Source organism: Psychrobacter sp. AOP22-C1-C5, assembly GCF_052378885.1.
Classification (GTDB): domain Bacteria; phylum Pseudomonadota; class Gammaproteobacteria; order Pseudomonadales; family Moraxellaceae; genus Psychrobacter.
In genome coordinates, this window is the sequence record NZ_JBQSYC010000010.1 from 50,622 (window position 1) to 71,541 (window position 20,920).

The following is a 20,920-nucleotide window of genomic DNA, read 5'->3' on the forward strand; positions in this document are numbered from 1 at the left end:
TGATGCCGTGTATCGATTTTATTGAGTATCGATGATAGTTTTTTTGATCCAACAGATAATAATGAAAAGTATATGCCTATATGACAGACTTTATGGACACAACCAATACCACTGATACAGCTATCCAGCCAGGCTTATTTGACGAGTATCCAGATGAGTCATCTCAATCCTCTAACGGGCTTGCTCATACGGCTGAAAGTAATGACATAGAGGATCGCAAGGCGGATGTGATACCAGCAGTTGACGTTGAATTGACAGGTAAGCATCTTATTGAAGCGTCAGCTGGGACAGGCAAGACTTGGACGTTAACTGGTATTGTGCTACGTCTACTGATCGAAGCAAGGCGTGCGCCAGAGCAAATCATTGCTACTACCTTTACTCGTGCTGCGGCAGCCGAAATGCGTCAGCGTATTCATGATCGTTTGGTAGACTTTTACCAACTATTGCAGTGGGTCAATAACCTAAGCGCTGATACAAGCCATAAAAATGTTTTATATCCCGATATATTACAGGTAATGCCTGACAGCGACGACAAGGATAGACAAACAGCTAATAATTCAAGTACTGATAAAGATATTGACGACTTAAATCAAGATCTTGCCCATGATAAACAGGTGGCGGCTGAAAAGCGTATTCAAGCAAAAAAAGAGCGTGAAGTTTGGTTGGTTACTCAGGCGAAATATGTGCGCTTAGATGGCATTATGCAAGACCCTATTAACCTGCACCTAGTCGGTTATTTGTTAGATCACGTATATAGCTACCCAATGGCGGAGGCACTTCGACGCACGGCGCTGGTATTAACCACGTTGGACAAACTGTTTGTGGGTACGCTTGATAGCTTGGCGCAAAAGTGGCTGACCGAATACAGTAGCGAGACTGGTCATCAGCAAGGCATGGCCATTATCGAAGACAGCAGTATTGAGCAGGTGACTGGCAGTATTATTCACGATGAGCTGCGCCAGTTTCAAAGCCGCTTGCATCACGAGCAGCCCAAACTGTATGCGCTAATGGAGCAGCAAGGTAAGCTGACGAGCGTGAGCGATCATAAAAAGTTTGTTTCTCGCTCGCTTAACTTTATTTCTGCGCCGATTGATGAGATAAAACTGGAACAAGGTTTTGATTTTAATACATATGAGCGGCTCATTGCTGAGTTTGCGCAGTTAGATTTAGCCGATATACAGCCTTACTTAAATCCTGATTATAGAAAGTCGCAAGGATTTCGTGGGGGTTCTAATTTAACTAAACAGTTTGATGCTCTCATTGATGTCCATCAAAAAATAGCAGAACATCAGCTGGCATTTAACAGCTATTTAAACGAGCGCGAACATAAGATTCTGACATCATTGCAGGATGCCAGGTATCCAGATGAAGACGGTAAGATTAAGAACTTTAATAAGAATAAAGAAAAAGAGCATCAGACCCTTTTTGAATTAAAAACCATTAGCAAGTTAATGGTTCTTTTAGACATGGTTGAAGGTTTAAATCAGCATATCATCTTGATACTAGCCAATCTGAACCGCCACATTGTTCTCGCGGTGCGTGACAGGCTTCCCGTTATTTTAGAAGAGCGCGGTGAGACGACCTTTAGCCTACAGATGGTGCGCTTAAACCAAGCATTGACTGGTCGTCAAGGCAATAAGCTGGCACGTTATATTCGTCATCATTATCCAGTGGCATTGATTGATGAGTCACAAGATATCAATGGTGAACAAGCCATTATGATTGAAAGCATTTATCTACCAAAGAAAAAGGACAAGCCGTCAACGACCAATAAAACCAATCGCGAGTTTTTACTATTGGTTGGTGACCCAAAGCAGGCTATCTATGGATTTCGCGGTGGTGACGTGGCTAACTATAACTATATGAAAGCCCAGTTTGATACCAGTAGTCGTTGGACGCTAGATATCAACCGCCGCTCAAACGCTGGTATGATTCATGCATTAAACTGCTGGTTTGGTATGCCAACGGCAATGACTGGTGAAAACAAACAATCGCAGCTGGGTCACGGTATTTATTACCAGCATATCAAAGCAGAAAAGCTAGAACATGAATTGTCTTGGTTTAAGTATTCAGCCATGCAAGACAGTAGCTTAGTGACTGAGGTGCTCTCTGACAAACCAGTGAGCGTATTGCATCTATACAGTGGTAAAGACACAGAGCTTGATTATGATGAATTTGAGATTACGGCACGTCATATTGCAACTTTACTCAGCAGTGGTCAGACACTAAAAGGCCAAGCTATACAGCCGAGTGATATCGGAGTGCTGGCTCGCACCAAAAAGAACTTAAAGCAGGTTGAGGATGAGCTGGTCAAGCTGGGTATACCGACTTTGACAACCAGCGATGTCAGTATCTTTGACACTATTATGGCAGAAGAGGTGGCAGCACTACTGGGTGCTATGCTGTATCCGTATCGTCATGACATGATTAATCGGGTGTTGACCAGTCACCTTTATGGTCTGAGTATCAAAGACGTCAAAATTATGATGACGGATCATGAGTCAGGAATTGCTGAGGCTGACAGCACTACGTTCAACTTGCATTCAAATACTTCTCATTCGGCAATTGACCCAACTCAGAAGAGTAAAAAAAGCTATCAAGACTTTATTACTTATCTAAAACAAGGGACGCAAAACTGGCAGCACTTTGGTATTTTGTCAGCGATGCATTACTTATTAGATAAAAGTCCTGTACAACTAGAAGGCGTTTGGCAGTCTTTGGCGGCGCACCCAGAAGGGGATCGGCACATCATGGATTTGCGTCATGTGATGGATATCTTGGCGCAGTATGGCACCAGTATGGGCGAGCATGAGTTGCTGGCTTGGTTTAGACGGCATATAGACACCGCCCCTAATAGCGATTGGGCCAAGCAATATCCGCTACCAACAGAATCTGGCGTGCAACTTATGACCATTCACAAGTCAAAAGGACTTGAGTTTCCGATTGTCTACGTACTGGGTATGGGCGATGCCAGTAGGAAGTCAGGCAACAATGAGAAGTATGGGTTGTATCTTTATAACGCGCAACAAACGCCCGCTGCATTAGGACAACCAGCAAGTCAGAAACAATCAACAGGCAATCAGCGCCGCTTCTCACCACTACAAGGCTCTGCCACCACGGATGGTTATTATACTGATATCGAGACAAATGAGGATTTTGATGAGCTACGCCGGCTTGGTTATGTGGCATTTACACGGGCCAGTGAGCAGCTTTATGTAGTATTGCAAGACCCGAAAAGAAATGTGGATGTTAACTTAAAGCCAGTACTTTATTGGTTTGATTCGCCAGAATCAAATTTTGAGTTGCCTGATATGCTCAAAGAAACCATCGGCATGATCAGAGGACACAAGATCAATGACTTTCATAGTAACAACCATGCCCAGTCAACGGGCTTAAACGATCCTACTCAGCTTGCCAATACCAAACTCACCACAAAAGCGATTGAATACGAAACCTTTTCAGAGGTTATGAAAACAAATTACTTTTATGGCTGGGCTAAGACGAGCTTTACAGCATTGGCCCGTCAGTTAGATGAATCTACACAAGCAATGGCGGTGGTCGATGAGCGCATCGATGATGCAATAGATATTGATATGACAAACGGCTCGATTGAGCCATCACTTGATAGTAATGCGTCTCTTAACAAAACCGATGAGTTAAGTCTTAAGTTAGAGGACGATATCCGTTTTACCTTTGTTAAAGGCGCTAATGCGGGTACATTTTTGCATGAGATATTTGAAAAAATTGATTTTACTAACAAGTCGCAATGGCCTCAGGTTATTGATAGAGCCGTTAGTAGCTACCAGTTGCCGCTGATCTATAGCAGTGCTGAGCAGCAAAATCGTAGATTGCAAGGTGGCACGGCAGGAGAGGGTGTTTTACTTGATTCTAGTTCAATAGATACGACAAAGCATGAGGCATTGATCAATTGGATTGATGAGGTGATACAGGTACCGCTATTGGCCTCTAATCAACCCTTATGCGCTCTTAGTACAGGTCAGCGATTTGCCGAATTGTCGTTTAATATGGGTCTGTCAGAGCGCTTTAAAGCACAGGATATTAACAAGCTGTTTCAAAAATATCTGCCCGATGAGATAGACAAACACGTTAACCTTATCGCGCAAAATAAAACGCACTTATACCGCTATTTACGCGGTGAAATTGACTTAGTATACGAGCACGCTGGCAAGTATTATGTTGTCGATTATAAGAGTAATTTTTTAGGAAATAGCCTAAGCGATTACGATGAAAGTACGCTTAAACAAGCCATGTCTAAAGCAGGGTATTGGTTGCAAGCAGCGATTTACCAAGTGGCCTTACATCGATTTCTTTCGATGAGAATGCATGATTACGCAGGCAATGAAAACAAATATCTAGGCGCAGTAGAGTATGTGTTTTTGCGAGGCGTTTATGATCCCAATTCTCAAGCAGCTGCTCATGTATCACAAGAGTCTAACAATCCTAGCAGTAGTACCTTACACAGCGCTCAATATGGACTAGTGACCTGGGACATCCCAATCGATTTTATTAAAGGTTTAGATGCGTTGTTTGGTATGCCTGATTAGCGAATGTCAAATCAAGACTAACCATTCAAAAAATACAATATCGATTCATCAGTTCAACATAGAGATAAATATAAAATGAGTAATAACAATAATAAAAGTAAAGCAGCAATTGGTTTGCAAGAGAGCTGGGCCAATAACATCAGCGACTATATTTTGCTACGCCGTCAGCAAACGCATTCAGCGTATAATGCGGCGAATCTAGAAGCTACCGACGACAAGCAGGTTGATAAAGCAGAAGACAGTCATGTATTCACTGCTTTATTTGCTATGTTAGCGACGCACTTAGAAGAAGGGCATACTGTCTTAACTATTGAGGAAGCGGAGCACGAAGTACCGCTGCAAGGTCAAATTAAAGGAGAAGTCATTGCGCTATATGCTTGGCAGCGACAGTTATTAGAAATGCTAGCAATGCCGATTTTTGCGCTGATAGATGCCCAAGTAAACACACAAATAGAAGATACGACTGCTGAGGTATCGCTATTTAGTTTACTAGACACGTTATTTGGCAGACGAGATCAGCTCTGGACGCAGCTCGCATTTAGTAATCACAAAAAAGACATGCTTACCAAGCGTCTTGATACGATTGTTAGGCTGTATCAGCTTCTAAAAAACACGAATTTATCTTTCTTTATAAATCTACTTCATCAACACACTTTACTGGTAGAAGTTAATGCCAGCCTTATCAATCAAAATAGCCTAAGTAATAAAATAAACCAACCTATTATATATAACATAGTCGATAATAAAAACACAAAAATATCCGTAACTTTCTGGTTACATCGTTCTTGGCAGGCAGAATTTAACTTAGCAAAACATATCAATACTATTTTGGATCAACACATAACCCCTTTGACCATATCAATACCTGAGAGTTTGAACGGAGAACAGATAAAAGCCATTAATGTGGCTAATAATAATGCTTTTAGTATTATTACTGGTGGTCCAGGTACAGGCAAAACTTATACAGTGGCTCAACTCGTTATCGCATTGCAACAAGCCGCAAAGAGTAGGGATGATAAGCAAGAGAACATCAGATTCAGTACAGACAGTGCTAGCTTAGCACTAGCGGCACCGACTGGTAAGGCCGCCCAGCGGATGCAGGAATCTTTACAAGCAGCTTTAGATGCAGCTGATGTAGAGTTGAATTTGCCAGAAGCCAAGACTATCCATCGTCTTTTGGGAATCGGTCGGACGGGCAGACCACGTTACGATAGTAATAATCCACTGGGTGAAGATATCATCATCGTTGACGAGGCATCAATGCTAGGAGTGGAGCTGGCCAATTATCTTGTAAGTGCAGTGAAGCCAGGCGCACGGCTTATATTATTGGGAGACGCAAACCAGTTAGCAGCAGTAGATGCAGGAGCAGTGCTGGCTGATTTGTGTCGTATCCCAATATTGCAGACCATTCATGCTGAGCTGACTGAAAGCCGTCGATTTAGTGCAGATTCTGGCATTGGTAAGCTTGCCTATCAAATTAATAAGTTGAACGTAGACACACAAAGCATTTGGCAGTTGTTGCAGCAGGATGAAGCATTACGCTTTCAATATGTAAATATTCTACGAGAAGAAATATTAAGTGATAATAAAATAAAAAATAGCCTAAGCGATGAAAAATCAATATCAGGAATGACAAAAAATTATAACTCATACTTAATTGAAATGAAAAAACTAGAAATAAATCCAGTAGAAAAATCCGTACCAGAATCAGTAAAAAACACCGTTACATCATTAATGGAAACATTTAATAAATTTAGAATTCTAAGCGCGGGGCACAATGGTGAGTGGGGCGATCACTACATCAACAATTACCTAACTCAGTGGCATCTTTCTGAGCTGAAGCTACCGCTAGGTCAAAACACATGGTTCCATGGGCGACCTATTATGATTCTGCAAAATAACTATGAGCTAGGCTTGTTTAACGGCGATATTGGTTTTTGTTTGCAGACGGGGGGTGAAAAAGATCGTTTAGAAGTATTCTTTGAAAACAAGACACAGGGTATTGCTGTCAATTTACTGAATGAAGAGTTGGTTGCTACTGCTTATGCGATGACCATTCATAAGTCGCAAGGCTCTGAATTTGACCATGTCGCAATTACTTTTGATAATAGTCATGCAAGATTGCTGAGCAAAGAGCTTATCTATACGGCAGTGACACGCGCTAAGAAACAAGTGACCATATACAGCACAAAAACTGCTTTTGAAAAAGCAGTTCAGACGCCCACTGAGCGCCATACAGGTTTGGCTTTGCAGTTTTAGCTATTCTTGCTAACTGGCTTATCGCTACTTTACTTTTCACAAAATAAAAAAGCATCCAAAATGGATGCTTTTTTAGAACTCAAATGTAATATTTAAACTTTGTCTTCTTTGATTGCGTAGATACCAGGGAGATGACGCAAGTAACCATGAAAATCCATACCACAGCCATAAACATAACGATCTGCAACATTGATACCTACAAAATCCACGTCAAAATCTGCAACTTTGCGATCGTGTTCTTTATTGAGTAGGACACAAGACTCAATTGATAACGGTTTTTCTTTACTCAGTTCTTCGACAACTGCTTTTAGCGTGATACCTTCATCAAAAATATCATCAATCAGCAATACATGCTCGCCTTCGATACTGACATCAGGCTTGAATTTCCAATCAAGCTCGCTCGTGCCTTCGTTGTCACGATAGCGCGAAGCGTGGATATAATGCATGCGATGGTAGAATGTCAAATGAGTCAGCAGTTGGCCAGCTGGGATAAGACCGCCGTTCATTACGACCATGACGATTGGATTAAGACCAGCATAATGTAGATTTAGCTGTGCTGCCAAACGCTCATAAGCAGCAGCAACTTCGATGCTACTGATAAGGCACTCTGAGTTGCGCAGGGTTTTTTCGATTTCTTGATTACTAATTTGGGTCATGAGTTGCGCCTTCGGTAAAAGTGCCGCCTATTTTAGCAAATTTTAGTAAATTTGCCCAACATTACAGTTCTAATAAAAACAACTTATGCATTATTCTGGTTTTTCTACGATAAAAGGGCGGTAATAGTTCGCCAAACGGTTCAGCGAACGATCAGGCAAATCTGGCAACAGCTTATTGAGCGCCATATTCATGCCTTTATCGATTGCAGCTTTGGCAACTGGTACAGATTTGCGTTTGATGATACCAAGTTTAAGCGTTTCGGCGTAACGACTGATAAAGTGAGTCAGTGTCTCTTCATTCATTGTTTCGAGCGCTTTTTTAAATGCTTTCATATCTACATGTTCAGGGGTGATAGCCGCAAAACCTTCATTGACCGTTTTAGCATCGGCGTCAGACAGTTTAAAGCCTACACGCTTTACGCCTTCATTATCGATAAAGGTTGCCTGATCTCGCAAAAAATGAAAACTCGGCAGCACTTCTTCATTGCTTTCTTTACCAAGCAAGATATTGAGTAGAGTATCTGTCGAACGTTCAATCATGGCAACGATTTTGCGCATGGCGGCTTGGCGTTCAGGGTTCGGGATAATGTCAACCAGTCCAACCAATAAGTTATCAATAAGGTCGCGCGCTGTTTGATGAGTAAGCGCATCACGATAAGGGTAGTAATCCACCTTTTCATTTGAAGCAACGACTTGTTCGGCCTCACTAATTAGGGCTTTCAATTTATCTGAAGGTACAAATCCAAAATAATGTGCCATTAAGCTTCCTTTATTTGTTGTTTTTAATGTCTTACCAACGTTACATTCTTTATTAAATCAGTTACTATTTAGTCAGAATACCAAACAAAGGCTCACCAAGCTAAATACTGATTAGTGATTTTCTTGATTATAAAATTCAAGGCTTTGTTAGATAAGACCAATCTTGCAAAGTTTTTATGATTTATTTGATGACTGGTGAGCTGAGTTATTCATTGCACACTAATTTAGCATATTTTTCATATTTTGATTTAAAAAGCTTGAACTTATAAGGCTATCTACTAATTGTCTAGGGAGAGATAAAATGAACAGTGCTATTGTACTGGTATTTGGCATAGCTGCTATGCTTTGTGGTTATGTCTTTTACTCAAAATTTATTGCCACCAAAATCTTAGCATTGGACAACAGTCGTCCCACGCCAGCGCATACGTTGAAAGATGGGGTAGATTATGTTCCTACCAATAAGTATGTGTTGTGGGGACACCATTTTACGTCAGTAGCAGGGGCAGCGCCTATGATCGGTCCTGCGATTGCTGTCATTTGGGGCTGGGTGCCTGCCATCATTTGGGTGGTGCTTGGTACTATTTTTATGGCGGGTGTGCACGACATGTCAGCCATTTGGGCAAGTATGCGTAATAAAGGTCAATCAATCGGCTCTATCGCTGGTACTGTCATGGGCACACGCGTACGCAGTTTGATGATGATCGTGATCTTCTTATTACTGCTGATGGTCAATGCTGTATTTGGCGTCGCTATTGCTAATATGTTGATAAAAACGCCTTCTGCTGTATTGCCAGTATGGGGCGCATTGGTGGTTGCTTTCGTCATCGGTCAGTGTATTTATCGCTACAACATGAATTTGCTGTGGGTGTCTATCATTGGGGTCGCTGCTTTATACGGCCTGATCTATCTTGGGCCCATGTTCCCGATTGTCTTACCTGAGACTTTTTTAGGGTTACCTGACAATGCCCTATGGATTCTTATTTTGTTTGCTTATGCAGCGATTGCCTCTCTACTGCCTGTCTGGATGCTGCTACAACCGCGCGACTATATCAATGGTTTACAACTATTTGTCGGTTTGATTTTATTGTACGCTGCTATCTTTATTGCAACGCCGAACATTGTCGCGCCAGCAATAAACCATGCGCTGCCTATTGGTACGCCTTCACTTATGCCGTTATTGTTTGTCACAATTGCTTGTGGCGCTATCTCAGGATTCCATGGTCTTGTCGCAACAGGAACCACTTCCAAGCAGATTGACAAGGAAGAAGACGTACGTTTTGTTGGTTACTTTGGTGCATTTGGCGAGGGGATGCTTGCGCTGGGTGCTATACTGGCTGCTACGGCAGGTTTCGCCACTCTTGGTGATTGGCAAGCCGTTTATCAAAAGTTCGGTGATGGCTCTATTGGTGCTTTTATTGATGGTGGCGCTACCATATTAAATGCAGGTGTTGGCATTGACATGGTGCTGTCACAGACGATGCTTACTGTCATGGCGGCATTGTTTGCTGGGACTACCATGGATACTGGGGTGCGTTTGCAACGGTACATCTTCCAAGAGTTTGGCGAGTTTTATAAACTGCCAGTCCTAAATAAAAGTGTGGTAGCGACTTTGCTCGCAGTCGGAAGCTGTTTGCTATTGGCGTTTGGTGCAGGTGGTATCGATGGTGCAGGTGGTATGATTATTTGGCCATTATTTGGAACGACCAATCAGCTCATGGCAGCACTAACGTTGATGATCGTTACCGTTATCTTGTTACGTAAAGGCAAACCTGTCTGGTATACCTTAGCACCATTATCGTTTTTGTTGGTTATGACCGTTTTTGCGTTACTTATTCAGCTCAAAACCTTTTTCACTGATGGCAATTGGCTGCTTATCATTATGGATATTATTATTTTGATAGCAACGATTTTAGTGACGTTTGAGAGTTTATCGGTGCTACGCAAAGAATGGTCGATACACAGAGGCAAAAACGATGCCTAAATATTGTTAACATTGATAACGTAAAAAAACGCTAGCATCGATCGATTGCTGGCGTTTTTTATGTTAATAATACATAGGCATGATAGATTATAAAAATAAGTAAAATACGAGCAGGTTATGGAAAATACAACGGAAAACGCAAATATCCCAAGCAGCGATAATGCAAGCATTGAGCCATGGTGGCAACGGTTTGTATCCGGGTTAAATGAATTTTATCATGCGCCGTATCGCCAGACGATGGCACGCGCTGCGCGTGATGAAGAAGATTTTTTTATGCTGCTCATGTTTGCCGAGAGTTTAGGTATTGATAATCCTGCCAGCTTTTATACCTTGGAGCTGCAACCGCTGTTTTTGGAGAACTTCCATGAATGGCATACACGAATGGGTATGGATAGATGTCCCTTTGATCATGTTGGTTGCTGTTAGTCATATCTGCCTGAATAAGAAGTTAACCAAAAAATAAGAGACGAGTATGGCTTTGCAACCTCTACCTGAATTAGTAAAACAGCTGATAACGCAACCGATTATATTTATCGGTGGAAAGGGCGGTGTGGGCAAAACCACGACTGCCGCTGCACTTGCCAGTTATTATGCCAGCCAGCAGCAAAAAACATTGATTGTCTCAACCGATCCGGCGCACAGTTTGGGCGATGTGTTAAAGGTGCAGCTAAGCAATGAAAAGACAGCGATAACGCCTTATCTTAATGCCATCGAGCTAAACCCTGACACCATCGTTGACGCGCATTTTGCTCAAGTTGAGCGTACCATTAAGTCCTATGCCAATCCAGACATGATGCCCAAGATTCGTGAGCATTTAAGGTTATCAAAATCCGCACCGGGCGCACAAGAAGCCGCGATGCTCGAATCCATGTGTCAGCATTTGGTCACTGCCGTAGATGGCAATTATGAGCATATTGTTTTTGATACTGCACCCACAGGACATACTTTGCGTTTACTCGTACTACCAGAGATGATGGGCGCGTGGACAGATGGACTACTGGCACAGCAAAGGCGACAGTCGAAACTGCGTTCGGTGGCGACTCGTTTAGACAGTCACAACCAAAAACATGATGCCAAAAAGACTGAAATAGCCAATCCGTTTGCGCAAAAGAAATCTGATCGCTGGGAGCAAGCAGTGTCTGTACTAGAAAAACGCAAGCAGTTGTTTCGTCAAGCAGGACAATTGCTACATGACCGTACCCAGACCGCGATTGTCCTGGTCATGACAGCCGATATGCTGCCGTTAGCTGAGACCAAGCGAGCGATAGAGCAATTAGAAGATAGTAAACTCACGCCCGCAGCGATCGTCGTCAATCAACTGATATCACCGACTCAGTTTGATGAGTTTTGGCGTCTCCGTGCTGATCGGCAGCAGCAATTGATGCAGGAAATTGAACGCAATTTTACCAACTACCCGATATATCCGATCTACCTACAACAAACAGACGTGCGCGGCACTGACGCATTAAGTAACTTATTATGTCCGGTTACCTAAGCTCTAAAAAGGATCCAAAAAAACGAATACGTCGTTTTAGATCTATCAAGCAATTAATGTTTGCGTTTATCTGATTGCAGTTTGCTAGAGAGCGCCCATGCCATGTCTGCTCGTAGCAACTGCGCCTGCTCGGATTTGCCACCCGCAAGCGATGACCATTGTGGTTTGCCACGTGCTTTTTTTAGCTCACTTGGCAGTTTGTGCGTGGGCCACGGAGCAATTAAGTGATTGTCTTCATCTACGCTATCATCAGTTGATGTTGATAATGCGTGAATACTTTTCTCACCCTTATATAACAACTGAGTGGCGTCCGTTGCCGCATGACCACGATGACGCAGCGCTGTCAGCAAGTCCATCGCACGAGTGGCCAAAAGGGTCAGCGTAGCAGGGTCGATGTACAAGCGTTTTACCCCCGTAATTTTATCGGCAATACTGCTGGTATTGGATAACAATCCACCTGCGATACCGCCAATGGCTGCACCTAACCCTAAAGTCGTGCCTAGTACTGCTGCATCAATACCCAGCCCTAATAGTGCGCCAGCTGCTGCGCCAGACGTCGTGCGAATGCCATAGCTTTTGAGGAGCTCAGGATCAAAGGGATCTTGCTGGTACGCTTGCAATTCAAGTGGGGTCGCGGCAACCGCATTATCATAAAACTTATATAAATTAAGCAGGTTATGCTGCATCGTACGCTCACTTTGGCGAACAGCTTCTTGCATCTGTTGCAATATGGGCATGGGGTCATCATCGTCAGCGATCTCGCGAACAAAAGCGGCGACATTTAATAAAAAATCAGCAATGATAATATTGGCTTCGTCATATAGCTGAGCCCAGTCTGCGGTACGGCGTACCATTAGCTGTTCAAGCATCTCAGAATGGGTAAGCATGGTGGCAAGGTTTTGCCACAAGCGCATCTCATCCTCAAATTCAAACGCGACTGAGTCAAAACGTGTTGATATGTGCAAATTGCGTCTTGCCAGCATCGTCTGCCACTCGTCGATATTGGCGCCTTGACTGTCAGTAAAATTAAACACTGGCATAACAGGTATCGCAGCCCAAGACAAAATAGCCAACTCATCCTTGTATTTGCCCAACACTGGCTCACGCGCATCGACCACGTAGATTGCCATGTCACTTGCCAGCAACTGACGAATAACTTTAGCCTCTTGGCTGTAGTCGTCGTCTTGCAAGTGATGAGAGTTTGAATGGTTTTGATCCGCTCCTTTGGCAATATCTGATACCAAAAACTGCTGTAAGCGCTCAATTCCATCACGGCGACTGGCGGTATTGTCCTCAAGCCAGTCCATCAGTCCTGATGCATCTTCCAGACCAGGAGTATCATACAATGTTACCAACACTTCACCCGTCTGACTGTCCGTCAGTTGGGCTTGCTCTACATGACGTGTGGTCGCAGCTTCATTTTTTACCTCACCAAAGTACACATCGCGTAGCAAGGTACGCAAGATAGAGGTCTTACCCGTGTTGGTATGACCGACGACTGCTAATTTAAGCGCCTCGCCACTGGCAATGGTTTTTTTAGCAGCACTATGATTAGGCTTGGCATGTTTGTTTAATATGGATTCGTCAACTGATGGTTCATTATCGTCCGCAATTATTTGATTTGACTGATAGTCAGGCTTAGGCGAGGACTCTAAATCTAGTTCAGCCTTTTCTCCGAAAAGACCAGATGCTTTATCACTATCGTTTTTTTGATTGTAATTTTTATCATTATTATTGTTCATAATAGAGTCTTATAGTCGTTATGTATGAGGTGCTGTCCGTATTCTTAGGTTGAAACATCACTATTTATTATCAGTCACTAAGCCAATGTTTCGCGCGGAGAGTGCGGTTTGCCACTGCTGATAACGCATGTTTTTATTTTCTGATACCGGCTCTAATCCAGCCGTTTCCTGCTCCGATTTATCTGCAATCAAACCAGTCTCACCCAGTAGCTGTACAATCAGTCCGTCTTTGGCATGACTGGCGATTTGATCTAGTTTACGCAATGTGCCACGGTCAGGCAGTGCCTTCTCATGAATACCAAGCAAGACTTGGACAGGATGATTGTCTAAGTAAGTTTTCAATCGTGCCATGTCGTCACGGTCGTCTACAATCCCAAAGTTCTCAACGTCATTATTGCCATCAAAATCCGTATTGATACCTGATAACCACCATTGTTCTTGTTCTGAGGGATATTCAAGCAAGGCCACCAGTTTCTTGCCAGCACTGACCGTCGCTTTTGGAGCGATAGGTGCCGGTGCTGCCTCAAAGTCATCTTTATCAACCACTTGACGCTGCCAAAAGTTCAGTATCTTTTGATAATAAGGCTGTTTGATGTCCAAACGCATTTTTTTGCGGCGAAACATGAGAGCACAAAACATCCATGCTACTGCTCGCGGCACAATACCGTACATGAGTAAACTGCCAACCAATAACCCAGCCCATTGCCGTGCGACAGACAATGGCATTGCATCTGTCACCAACCGGCTCTGTACGATAGCCGTACTGTCTGGCACATTAAATCCCACCATACTTGGCAACCAGCCCAGTACCTGAGTCAAGCTGATAAGTGCCTGATCAGATAACAGGGTTGACTCCCAGCTAAAACTATATTGACGTACGATGAGTAAAAATATAATCGCAAACAGCATGCCTGTTAACGTTGCTAGCCATAATTGATGACTAAATCGGCCGAGATACCAGCGCATACCGCTATGCTGCAATTGACGTTCGTACAAGTCCACCGCTGCTTGCGTGACATCGTCTTTACCGCGTATAAGATAACTGGGGCTGACAAAACTGGCAAACCAGTTCGAAGACTGCTTACCCTGATTCAGCAAAGTCATCAGCAGCCAGCCTACCAACATGATGGTATGAAAACCTAGCAGACAGACCAAGACATAAAAGAAATTCACCACGTTGGTCTGTAATAAGGTAAATAGCCCCAAAAACCCTGAAATGCACCACACCACACTCATAACAACCATGATGCCTTTGATACGGGCGTCAATCTTACCCAGCACTCGCGCCAGCGCACCGTTACTATCGATACGAGAAGCCCTTCGATGCAATTTTTGAAGAGGTTTGCCATCCTCATTTTGCAGCTTTTCAGTGATAAGTAGCGGATCAGTGGCAAAAACATGCTGCTGAGTCTCAAGCGTGCGTACCAACTCAGTCAATTGATCTTGGGGGGATAGCATAGTGCGATAACATCCGTATAAAAGCGTTCATTTGAGAGTGAATCTTTCGTAATTGTAACGTACATATAGTGGCGATGACTGCTGTTGTTTTGAAATGACGGTCACCAATTATTTACAAATGAACGTGTTTGATGCTTTTCTATCATAGTAAATGCAATAGAAATCAGCCAGAATTACTCATCAAAGAAATGCTGATAACGAAAAAGGTGATGAAAAATCGATTAAATAATTAAAAAGGGAAAGGTTATGAATAATAAAACGTATCTCATTATCGGTGGTACAGGCGGTATCGGCAAAGCCATGGTTGAACAACTGATTGACAGAACGAATAACCATAGTGATCAATCTAATGACAATGACAACGCCCAAATTTTTGCGACATATCATAAAAACGTGCCTGATTTTGCAGCAGACAATCTGCATTGGATACCGATGGACATCTGTGACGAACAAAGTATCAAACAAGCAAGCGACGTCATCAAACAGCAAACCCCGCACATTGACTGGGTCATCAACTGTGCGGGCTTATTACACACGGCCACGCAGCCACCAGAAAAAGCATTGCGGCAGATTGAGACTGAGTTTTTTTTGCAGAATATGCAAGTGAATGCCTTGGCAAGTTTACTCATTGCCAAACATATCAAACCGCTATTGGCAAAAGCCCAGCGGAGTACGGATAATCCTGCCATTTTTGCGACGATCTCGGCGCGAGTTGGCAGCATCAGTGACAATCAACTGGGCGGTTGGTATAGCTATCGCATGAGTAAAGCGGCACTTAATATGGGGATGAAAAATCTGAGTATCGAATGGGGAAGGTCACTTAAAGACGTGTGCGTCGTGGTCATGCAGCCCGGTACTGTGAACACTCAATTGTCTGCGCCGTTCCAAGGAAACGTGGCTGACGGACAGTTATTCTCGCCAGCCTATAGTGCAGAGTGTTTATTGGAGGTCCTAAACAAGATGACAGCGGCGCAATCAGGAAGCTTTGTCGATTGGGCAAATGAGTCCATACCTTGGTAAGGATAAAGGATAGTAGAATTGATAACTGATATTATGTGGCGAACTAACATGTCATCTCGCCACAAACTACTCTATAAAGCCGTTTAAATCATTAAATAAAGCAGACCTAAAATAAACAAGGCGGCCATGATAAACAGCAGAAAGCTGAGAATCTTGGTCGTGGTTGTGCTGGTATGTGCGCTCTCTTTTCTGACTTTGGTCTTTTTGACAACGTACAGCACCATTTTTACGTGCTCAATATTCTCTTCAAGATAACGATCCCCTTCAGGCACAAAACCAAGCGACTCATAAAAACCGAGCAAGTAAGTTTGGGCAGAGATGATAATGGGTCGCTTTTTACCGTATTTTTTGCGGCAATGCGCAATCGCCTGCGTCATTATCTGTCTTGCTAGCCCGTCACCTCGGTGCTCGGCCAGTACAAGCACTCTACCAATGGCTGGCATAGAGGTGTTACTGGACTTAATACCAGGCGCGTCTACACTAAGATTGGATTTAAGCTTATTGAATTCAGGCGGAATAATGCGGCAATAGCCAACCAAGGCTTGATTTTGATGGGCAATCAGGTGCAGACAATCAAAATCTACCTCATCCATGTCTTGGTAGGCACAGTTTTGCTCAACCACAAAAACTTGTGATCGCGCTTTTAAGATATGGTAAAGATCAACTGAGGTCAGCTCATCAAACGTTTTGATAGAAAATTCGTAGGTCATAATTCAGCGGCTTTTGGCAAATCGGTTATTGAATGAGAGGTAAAGTCAGCGAAAATACAGTTAAAACACCATATTTATGCTGTTTCAAATAATGGGCATTATAACGATATAAATGCTTATCAACCATTGATAGTTTGACTGATCTTTTCCAAATTTAAGCTATCGGACATGGCACTAAATATCTCAAAGTACTTGCCGCCTTTTGCATATAGCGCTTCGTGAGTACCAGTTTCTACCACTTGCCCATTTTCTATCACCACAAGGTCATCGGCGTCGATGATTTGTGCAATATTATGCGAGACCATAATCACTGTGCGGTCTTTTTTGATCAAATCTAGGCTCTTTTTGACCTGTTGGCTAGCGATGGCATCAAGGCTTGCCGTAGGCTCATCCAAAAACACAATCGGTGGATCTTTTAAGAACATTCGTGCCAGCGCGATACGCTGCTGCTGACCACCCGACAGAGATTTTGCCGTACTTTCATAGCCATCCGCCAACTTGATAATTTGGTCGTGAATGGACGCTTTTTTGGCGGCGACAATGATGTCATCGATGCTCGCCTCGATATTACCATAGCGGATATTTTCACTGATTGTCCCTGAGAAAATATGATTGCTTTGTAACACCAAGCCAATGCGCTCACGCAACTCATGCGTATCACACTCAGCCAAGTCGCGCCCATCTAACAGTATTCTGCCTGCATCTGGCGCGTAAAATTTTACCAGCAGACTGATAATCGTGCTCTTGCCAGCACCGCTTAAACCGACTAACGCAGTAATGCGATTGGGTCTAATGGTAAAGCTGACATCTTTTAACGCTTGCGTGCCATTGGGATACGTAAAGTCGACGTTTTTAAGCTCGATATGACCTCTTAAGTCATGGCTTTTCATGCCATCGATCGTTTCAACTTGTTTGTCATCTTCCAAAATATCAAAAAACCCTTCAGCATAGGTCAATGCATTATTGATCTGATCATAAATGCGGTGCAGCTGACGAATAGGGGCAGCGACGTTTTGAAACAGCATGACGTGAAATAAAATCATACCAATGGTCATCTCGCCTTTTAGTACAAAGTAAGAGGTGAGCAGAATAATAGCTACGACGCCAATTTGTTCAATAAAGGTTTTGATAGCATCATAAATAAACCCAATACTACGAATACGCAGCTGATTGTCGGTCATGTCTTTTTGAATGGCGAGATGTTTCTCAGCCTCTATCGACTCACGGACAAACGATTTCACCACGCTGATCGAGTTGATGAGAGAGATCACCAAACCACTTTTGGCTTCTCGGAAGCCGCGCATCTGCCGACGAAACCCTTGCAGACGTCTCGCTTGTTTTTGACTGATAAAAAAGTAAATTGGAATGATAAACAGACCGACCAAACCGATCCAAAAATTGGTCGAAAACATAATAACGAGCGAGACAATGGCACTAGCAAACAGCGGCAGCATGTCGATAAAAAAGTTTTGGACAAGGGTCGTGAGACTACTAACACCCAAGTCGATGCGGGTTTGCAATTTACCGCTGTCATTCTCGCTACTGGTATAAAACGACATACGATACGTCAAAATACGCTCGATGATTTTTTGTGACAAATCCCGAGACAGATTGATACGGATCTTTTCACCAAAAAATCGTTGGCCAAACGAGATGAATATCGACAGTATCTCTTTCGTTAATAACACAGCACTAATGATCGTTAACATACGTACGCCAGCCGCCCAAGGCTCGGACAGGGTAGCGATTTCGGTCAAGGTATCAACGGCGTAGCGCAGTACAAAGGCATTCACCTGTGCGGTAAAAGACCCAAGTACCGTCAAAATGAGGGTGGCGACAATCAGCGTCTTATAAGGGGCGGCAAAGACGGCTAATTTTTTTAGGATATCCCATAGCAAAGCACGCCGCTCTGTTTTTTTGAGCGGCGGTTTTTTACTTAATGGGGATTTACTAAGATTTGGTGTGGTTGACATCTGGCTAGGTTAAAGGAAATTGACCAAAAAAGCCATATCAAATAACAGGACGACAGAGGCGAAATGGCTTAAAACGCATCCGCTGGTACAAACACCTCGCCAGCCATAATACGGCGAGCAGAGCGGCTCATCGAGACTTTTTTGGCCTGCCAGCGCCCATCGACTTGCTCTGTTTTGCCGCCAACTAACAAGGTGCCAGATGGATGGCCAAAGCGCACTTCTGACAGCTGTTTTGTAGATTGACTGCCGCCAGCCGCTTTATTGACCAAAGTGCCTTGCGTGGTTGCTGCTGCGGCAATTGCCACTGCGGCTGTACCCATCATCGCATGATGCAACTGCCCCATACTCATGGCGCGCACGACCAAATCAATCTCATCCGCATCGACCGATTTGCCACTAGAGGCGTTGTAGCTTTGGGCAGGGGCTACCCAAGCAAGCTTAGGAATATGTTGGCTGGTTTGAGCCTCACTTATGTCTTGGAATAGTCCCATAGCGACACCGCCTTTGGCACGGATTTTCTCCAGCTTGGCAAGCAAATTACTATCGCTGTTAATGTCAGCTTGCAACTCAGTCCCTGTAAACCCTAAATCTTCTGCATGCATAAAGATGGTAGGAATGCCTGCGCTAATAAAGGTCGCCTTAACGCTATCCGTCTCTAAGCCACAGCCAGACACATCGAAGTCATCGACCAAATTGCCAGTGGGGAACATGTCACTTGAGGAATCGACAGGATCGATAAATTCAATCTTGACCTCGGCAGCAGGGAAGGTGACACCATCCAATTCAAAATCGCCCGTCTCTTGAACTTGTACCTTACCTTGTGCACCTTTATAGACTGGAACATGGGCAATAATGGTTTTACCGATATTTTCTTGCCAAATGTGCACTTCACAAATACCACAATCTGCGTTGTCATCGATGCTGTTAGCAATCTTGTCCGCATCAACCAGACCCATGTTAATGGCACAAGCACCAACTGCTGCGGTTAAATTACCACAGTTACCCGCCCAATCTATCATTGGCTTGGCGATATTGACCTGTCCGAACAGATAATTGACGTCGTGATCTGATCTGTCAGAGGCTGATAAAATCACGGTTTTTGATGTGCTAGAGCTGCCATTACCCAAACCATCGATTTGTTTGCCATATGGATCTGGGCTACCGACGACTCGCAATAAGAAATTGTCACGCGCCTTGCCAGCCACTTGGCAACGCTCAGGCAAATCGGATAATTTAAAGAACGTACCTTTTGAAGTGCCGCCGCGCATATAAGTGGCGGGGACGGAGATTTGTGGGCTGAAAATTTGATTTGATTCGGTCATTATAGAAAGTCCTTTTTCAATTTATCAGAATGGGATTCGGTAATATCTAATACTTGTGGTAAAATACCACAACGGTATAACTTACTGAGTTTTAACTTATTTAGGAGAATGTTATGGCAACAGCCAGTATCCGACTCGATCGATCGTTAGTCGATAAAGCACATGCAATTGCAAAAGCTCAACATCGTACACCACCAAAGCAAATTGAACATTGGGCGACTATCGGTCAAATTATGGAAGATAATCCTGACCTATCCTATGAATTTGTACGCCAGTTATTAATTGCTAAAGCAGAAGTCGATGCTGGTATGGTTGAGCCTTTCGAATTTGGATAGTTTATGTTGGGAAAATAATGAAGTCATCTTTAAGTATTGTCCAATCACATAGCTTTAAAAAAGCCGTTAAAAAATTACACAAAAATCAAAAGTCTGATTTAGATGACGCTATACGTGCCATCGTTGATGACCCTAATCTAGGTACACAGAAGGTAGGTGACTTGTCCTCTGTACGTGTTTATAAGTTTAAAATGGTAAAGCAATTAACGCTACTAGCCTATCAAATTGATGATGGTGAATTGGTTCTAACTTTATTAATGATAGGGGCACACGAAAATTTTTATCGCGACGTTAAATTGATACTTTAGCATGGAGATTCTTCTGAATCTGTTTATCTCGATACTGTGCGATAGACGTCGCTAGATGAGCTACATTAGCAGGCGACTTTAATAAATAAAGTGTCTCCATTAAGCCATTGTAATGAGCAAGCGACATGACAACCATATCATTATCATTCTGACGATTTATAAAAACTATATTAGCATCATCGTTTACTGTATCTAAGACAGCTTGAAAGTCTCTGTTTGCTTCAGAAAAGCTGATAATTTTCATAGAGTCTCTCTTAGTAATAACTTCTATAAAGTATCATACAAATATCCGTTACTATCAACGAAAAAACCGATGTCATATAACCAAGCTATACAA

Annotated in this window: 16 protein-coding genes; 8 read left to right on the top strand and 8 right to left on the bottom strand. The window is 43.2% G+C overall.

The annotated features are described in order from the left end of the window. Window positions 1-80: 80 nt before the first annotated feature. Window positions 81-4,565, top strand: coding sequence for a UvrD-helicase domain-containing protein (locus ACT3TH_RS11810; RefSeq protein WP_444756029.1), 4,485 nt, complete (start codon window positions 81-83; stop codon window positions 4,563-4,565). Between the two features lie 75 nt (window positions 4,566-4,640). Next, window positions 4,641-6,824: an exodeoxyribonuclease V subunit alpha gene (gene recD, locus ACT3TH_RS11815; protein ID WP_444756030.1), complete on the top strand. Its 2,184-nt coding sequence runs from the start codon at window positions 4,641-4,643 to the stop codon at window positions 6,822-6,824. 92 nt (window positions 6,825-6,916) lie between these two features. On the opposite strand, the gene ACT3TH_RS11820 is transcribed toward recD, so the two are convergent. Further along, window positions 6,917-7,480, bottom strand: a complete 564-nt coding sequence (locus tag ACT3TH_RS11820; RefSeq protein ID WP_444756031.1) for a hypoxanthine-guanine phosphoribosyltransferase — start codon at window positions 7,478-7,480, stop codon at window positions 6,917-6,919. A gap of 90 nt (window positions 7,481-7,570) precedes the next feature. Beyond that, window positions 7,571-8,239 (bottom strand): hypothetical protein, encoded by a 669-nt coding sequence (locus ACT3TH_RS11825; protein ID WP_444756032.1) that lies wholly within the window; start codon window positions 8,237-8,239, stop codon window positions 7,571-7,573. A gap of 301 nt (window positions 8,240-8,540) precedes the next feature. On the opposite strand from ACT3TH_RS11825, the gene ACT3TH_RS11830 reads away from it, so the two are divergent. From ACT3TH_RS11830 to ACT3TH_RS11840, 3 genes are all read left to right on the top strand, one after another. Beyond that, on the top strand, window positions 8,541-10,220 hold the full coding sequence (locus ACT3TH_RS11830) for a carbon starvation CstA family protein (protein ID WP_444756033.1): 1,680 nt from the start codon (window positions 8,541-8,543) through the stop codon (window positions 10,218-10,220). Window positions 10,221-10,337: 117 nt separating this feature from the next. Further along, window positions 10,338-10,646 carry a cory-CC-star protein gene (locus ACT3TH_RS11835; protein WP_444756034.1) on the top strand — a complete coding sequence of 103 codons (309 nt, stop codon included), beginning with the start codon at window positions 10,338-10,340 and terminating at the stop codon, window positions 10,644-10,646. A gap of 46 nt (window positions 10,647-10,692) precedes the next feature. Continuing rightward, window positions 10,693-11,715 (top strand): ArsA family ATPase, encoded by a 1,023-nt coding sequence (locus tag ACT3TH_RS11840; protein WP_444756035.1) that lies wholly within the window; start codon window positions 10,693-10,695, stop codon window positions 11,713-11,715. Window positions 11,716-11,768: 53 nt separating this feature from the next. Here ACT3TH_RS11840 and ACT3TH_RS11845 read toward each other — a convergent pair whose 3' ends face one another. Both ACT3TH_RS11845 and ACT3TH_RS11850 read right to left on the bottom strand, forming a co-directional pair. Further along, window positions 11,769-13,457: a GTPase/DUF3482 domain-containing protein gene (locus ACT3TH_RS11845; RefSeq protein WP_444756036.1), complete on the bottom strand. Its 1,689-nt coding sequence runs from the start codon at window positions 13,455-13,457 to the stop codon at window positions 11,769-11,771. Window positions 13,458-13,517: 60 nt separating this feature from the next. Beyond that, window positions 13,518-14,915, bottom strand: a complete 1,398-nt coding sequence (locus tag ACT3TH_RS11850; protein WP_444756037.1) for a DUF2868 domain-containing protein — start codon at window positions 14,913-14,915, stop codon at window positions 13,518-13,520. 246 nt (window positions 14,916-15,161) lie between these two features. Between ACT3TH_RS11850 and ACT3TH_RS11855 the strand changes: the two genes are divergently transcribed. Beyond that, window positions 15,162-15,935, top strand: coding sequence for an SDR family oxidoreductase (locus tag ACT3TH_RS11855; RefSeq protein WP_444756038.1), 774 nt, complete (start codon window positions 15,162-15,164; stop codon window positions 15,933-15,935). Between the two features lie 83 nt (window positions 15,936-16,018). Here the strand turns inward: ACT3TH_RS11855 and ACT3TH_RS11860 are convergent, their stop codons facing one another. The 3 genes from ACT3TH_RS11860 to prpF all read right to left on the bottom strand — a co-directional run bounded on the left by ACT3TH_RS11860 (window position 16,019) and on the right by prpF (window position 19,940). Beyond that, window positions 16,019-16,645: a GNAT family N-acetyltransferase gene (locus ACT3TH_RS11860; protein ID WP_444756039.1), complete on the bottom strand. Its 627-nt coding sequence runs from the start codon at window positions 16,643-16,645 to the stop codon at window positions 16,019-16,021. A gap of 119 nt (window positions 16,646-16,764) precedes the next feature. Then, window positions 16,765-18,618, bottom strand: coding sequence for an ABC transporter ATP-binding protein (locus ACT3TH_RS11865; protein WP_444756040.1), 1,854 nt, complete (start codon window positions 18,616-18,618; stop codon window positions 16,765-16,767). Between the two features lie 68 nt (window positions 18,619-18,686). Then, a complete protein-coding gene (prpF, locus tag ACT3TH_RS11870; protein WP_444756041.1) occupies window positions 18,687-19,940 on the bottom strand; it encodes a 2-methylaconitate cis-trans isomerase PrpF in 1,254 nt (417 codons plus the stop codon). Window positions 19,941-20,053: 113 nt separating this feature from the next. Between prpF and ACT3TH_RS11875 the strand changes: the two genes are divergently transcribed. Together ACT3TH_RS11875 and ACT3TH_RS11880 are read left to right on the top strand one after the other, a co-directional pair. Next, window positions 20,054-20,275 carry a TA system antitoxin ParD family protein gene (locus tag ACT3TH_RS11875; RefSeq protein ID WP_021815393.1) on the top strand — a complete coding sequence of 74 codons (222 nt, stop codon included), beginning with the start codon at window positions 20,054-20,056 and terminating at the stop codon, window positions 20,273-20,275. 17 nt (window positions 20,276-20,292) lie between these two features. Further along, window positions 20,293-20,583: a type II toxin-antitoxin system RelE/ParE family toxin gene (locus ACT3TH_RS11880; protein WP_444756042.1), complete on the top strand. Its 291-nt coding sequence runs from the start codon at window positions 20,293-20,295 to the stop codon at window positions 20,581-20,583. On the opposite strand, the gene ACT3TH_RS11885 is transcribed toward ACT3TH_RS11880, so the two are convergent. After that, window positions 20,567-20,827, bottom strand: coding sequence for a type II toxin-antitoxin system Phd/YefM family antitoxin (locus ACT3TH_RS11885; protein ID WP_444756043.1), 261 nt, complete (start codon window positions 20,825-20,827; stop codon window positions 20,567-20,569). The genes ACT3TH_RS11880 and ACT3TH_RS11885 overlap by 17 nt on opposite strands. Window positions 20,828-20,920: the final 93 nt, after the last annotated feature.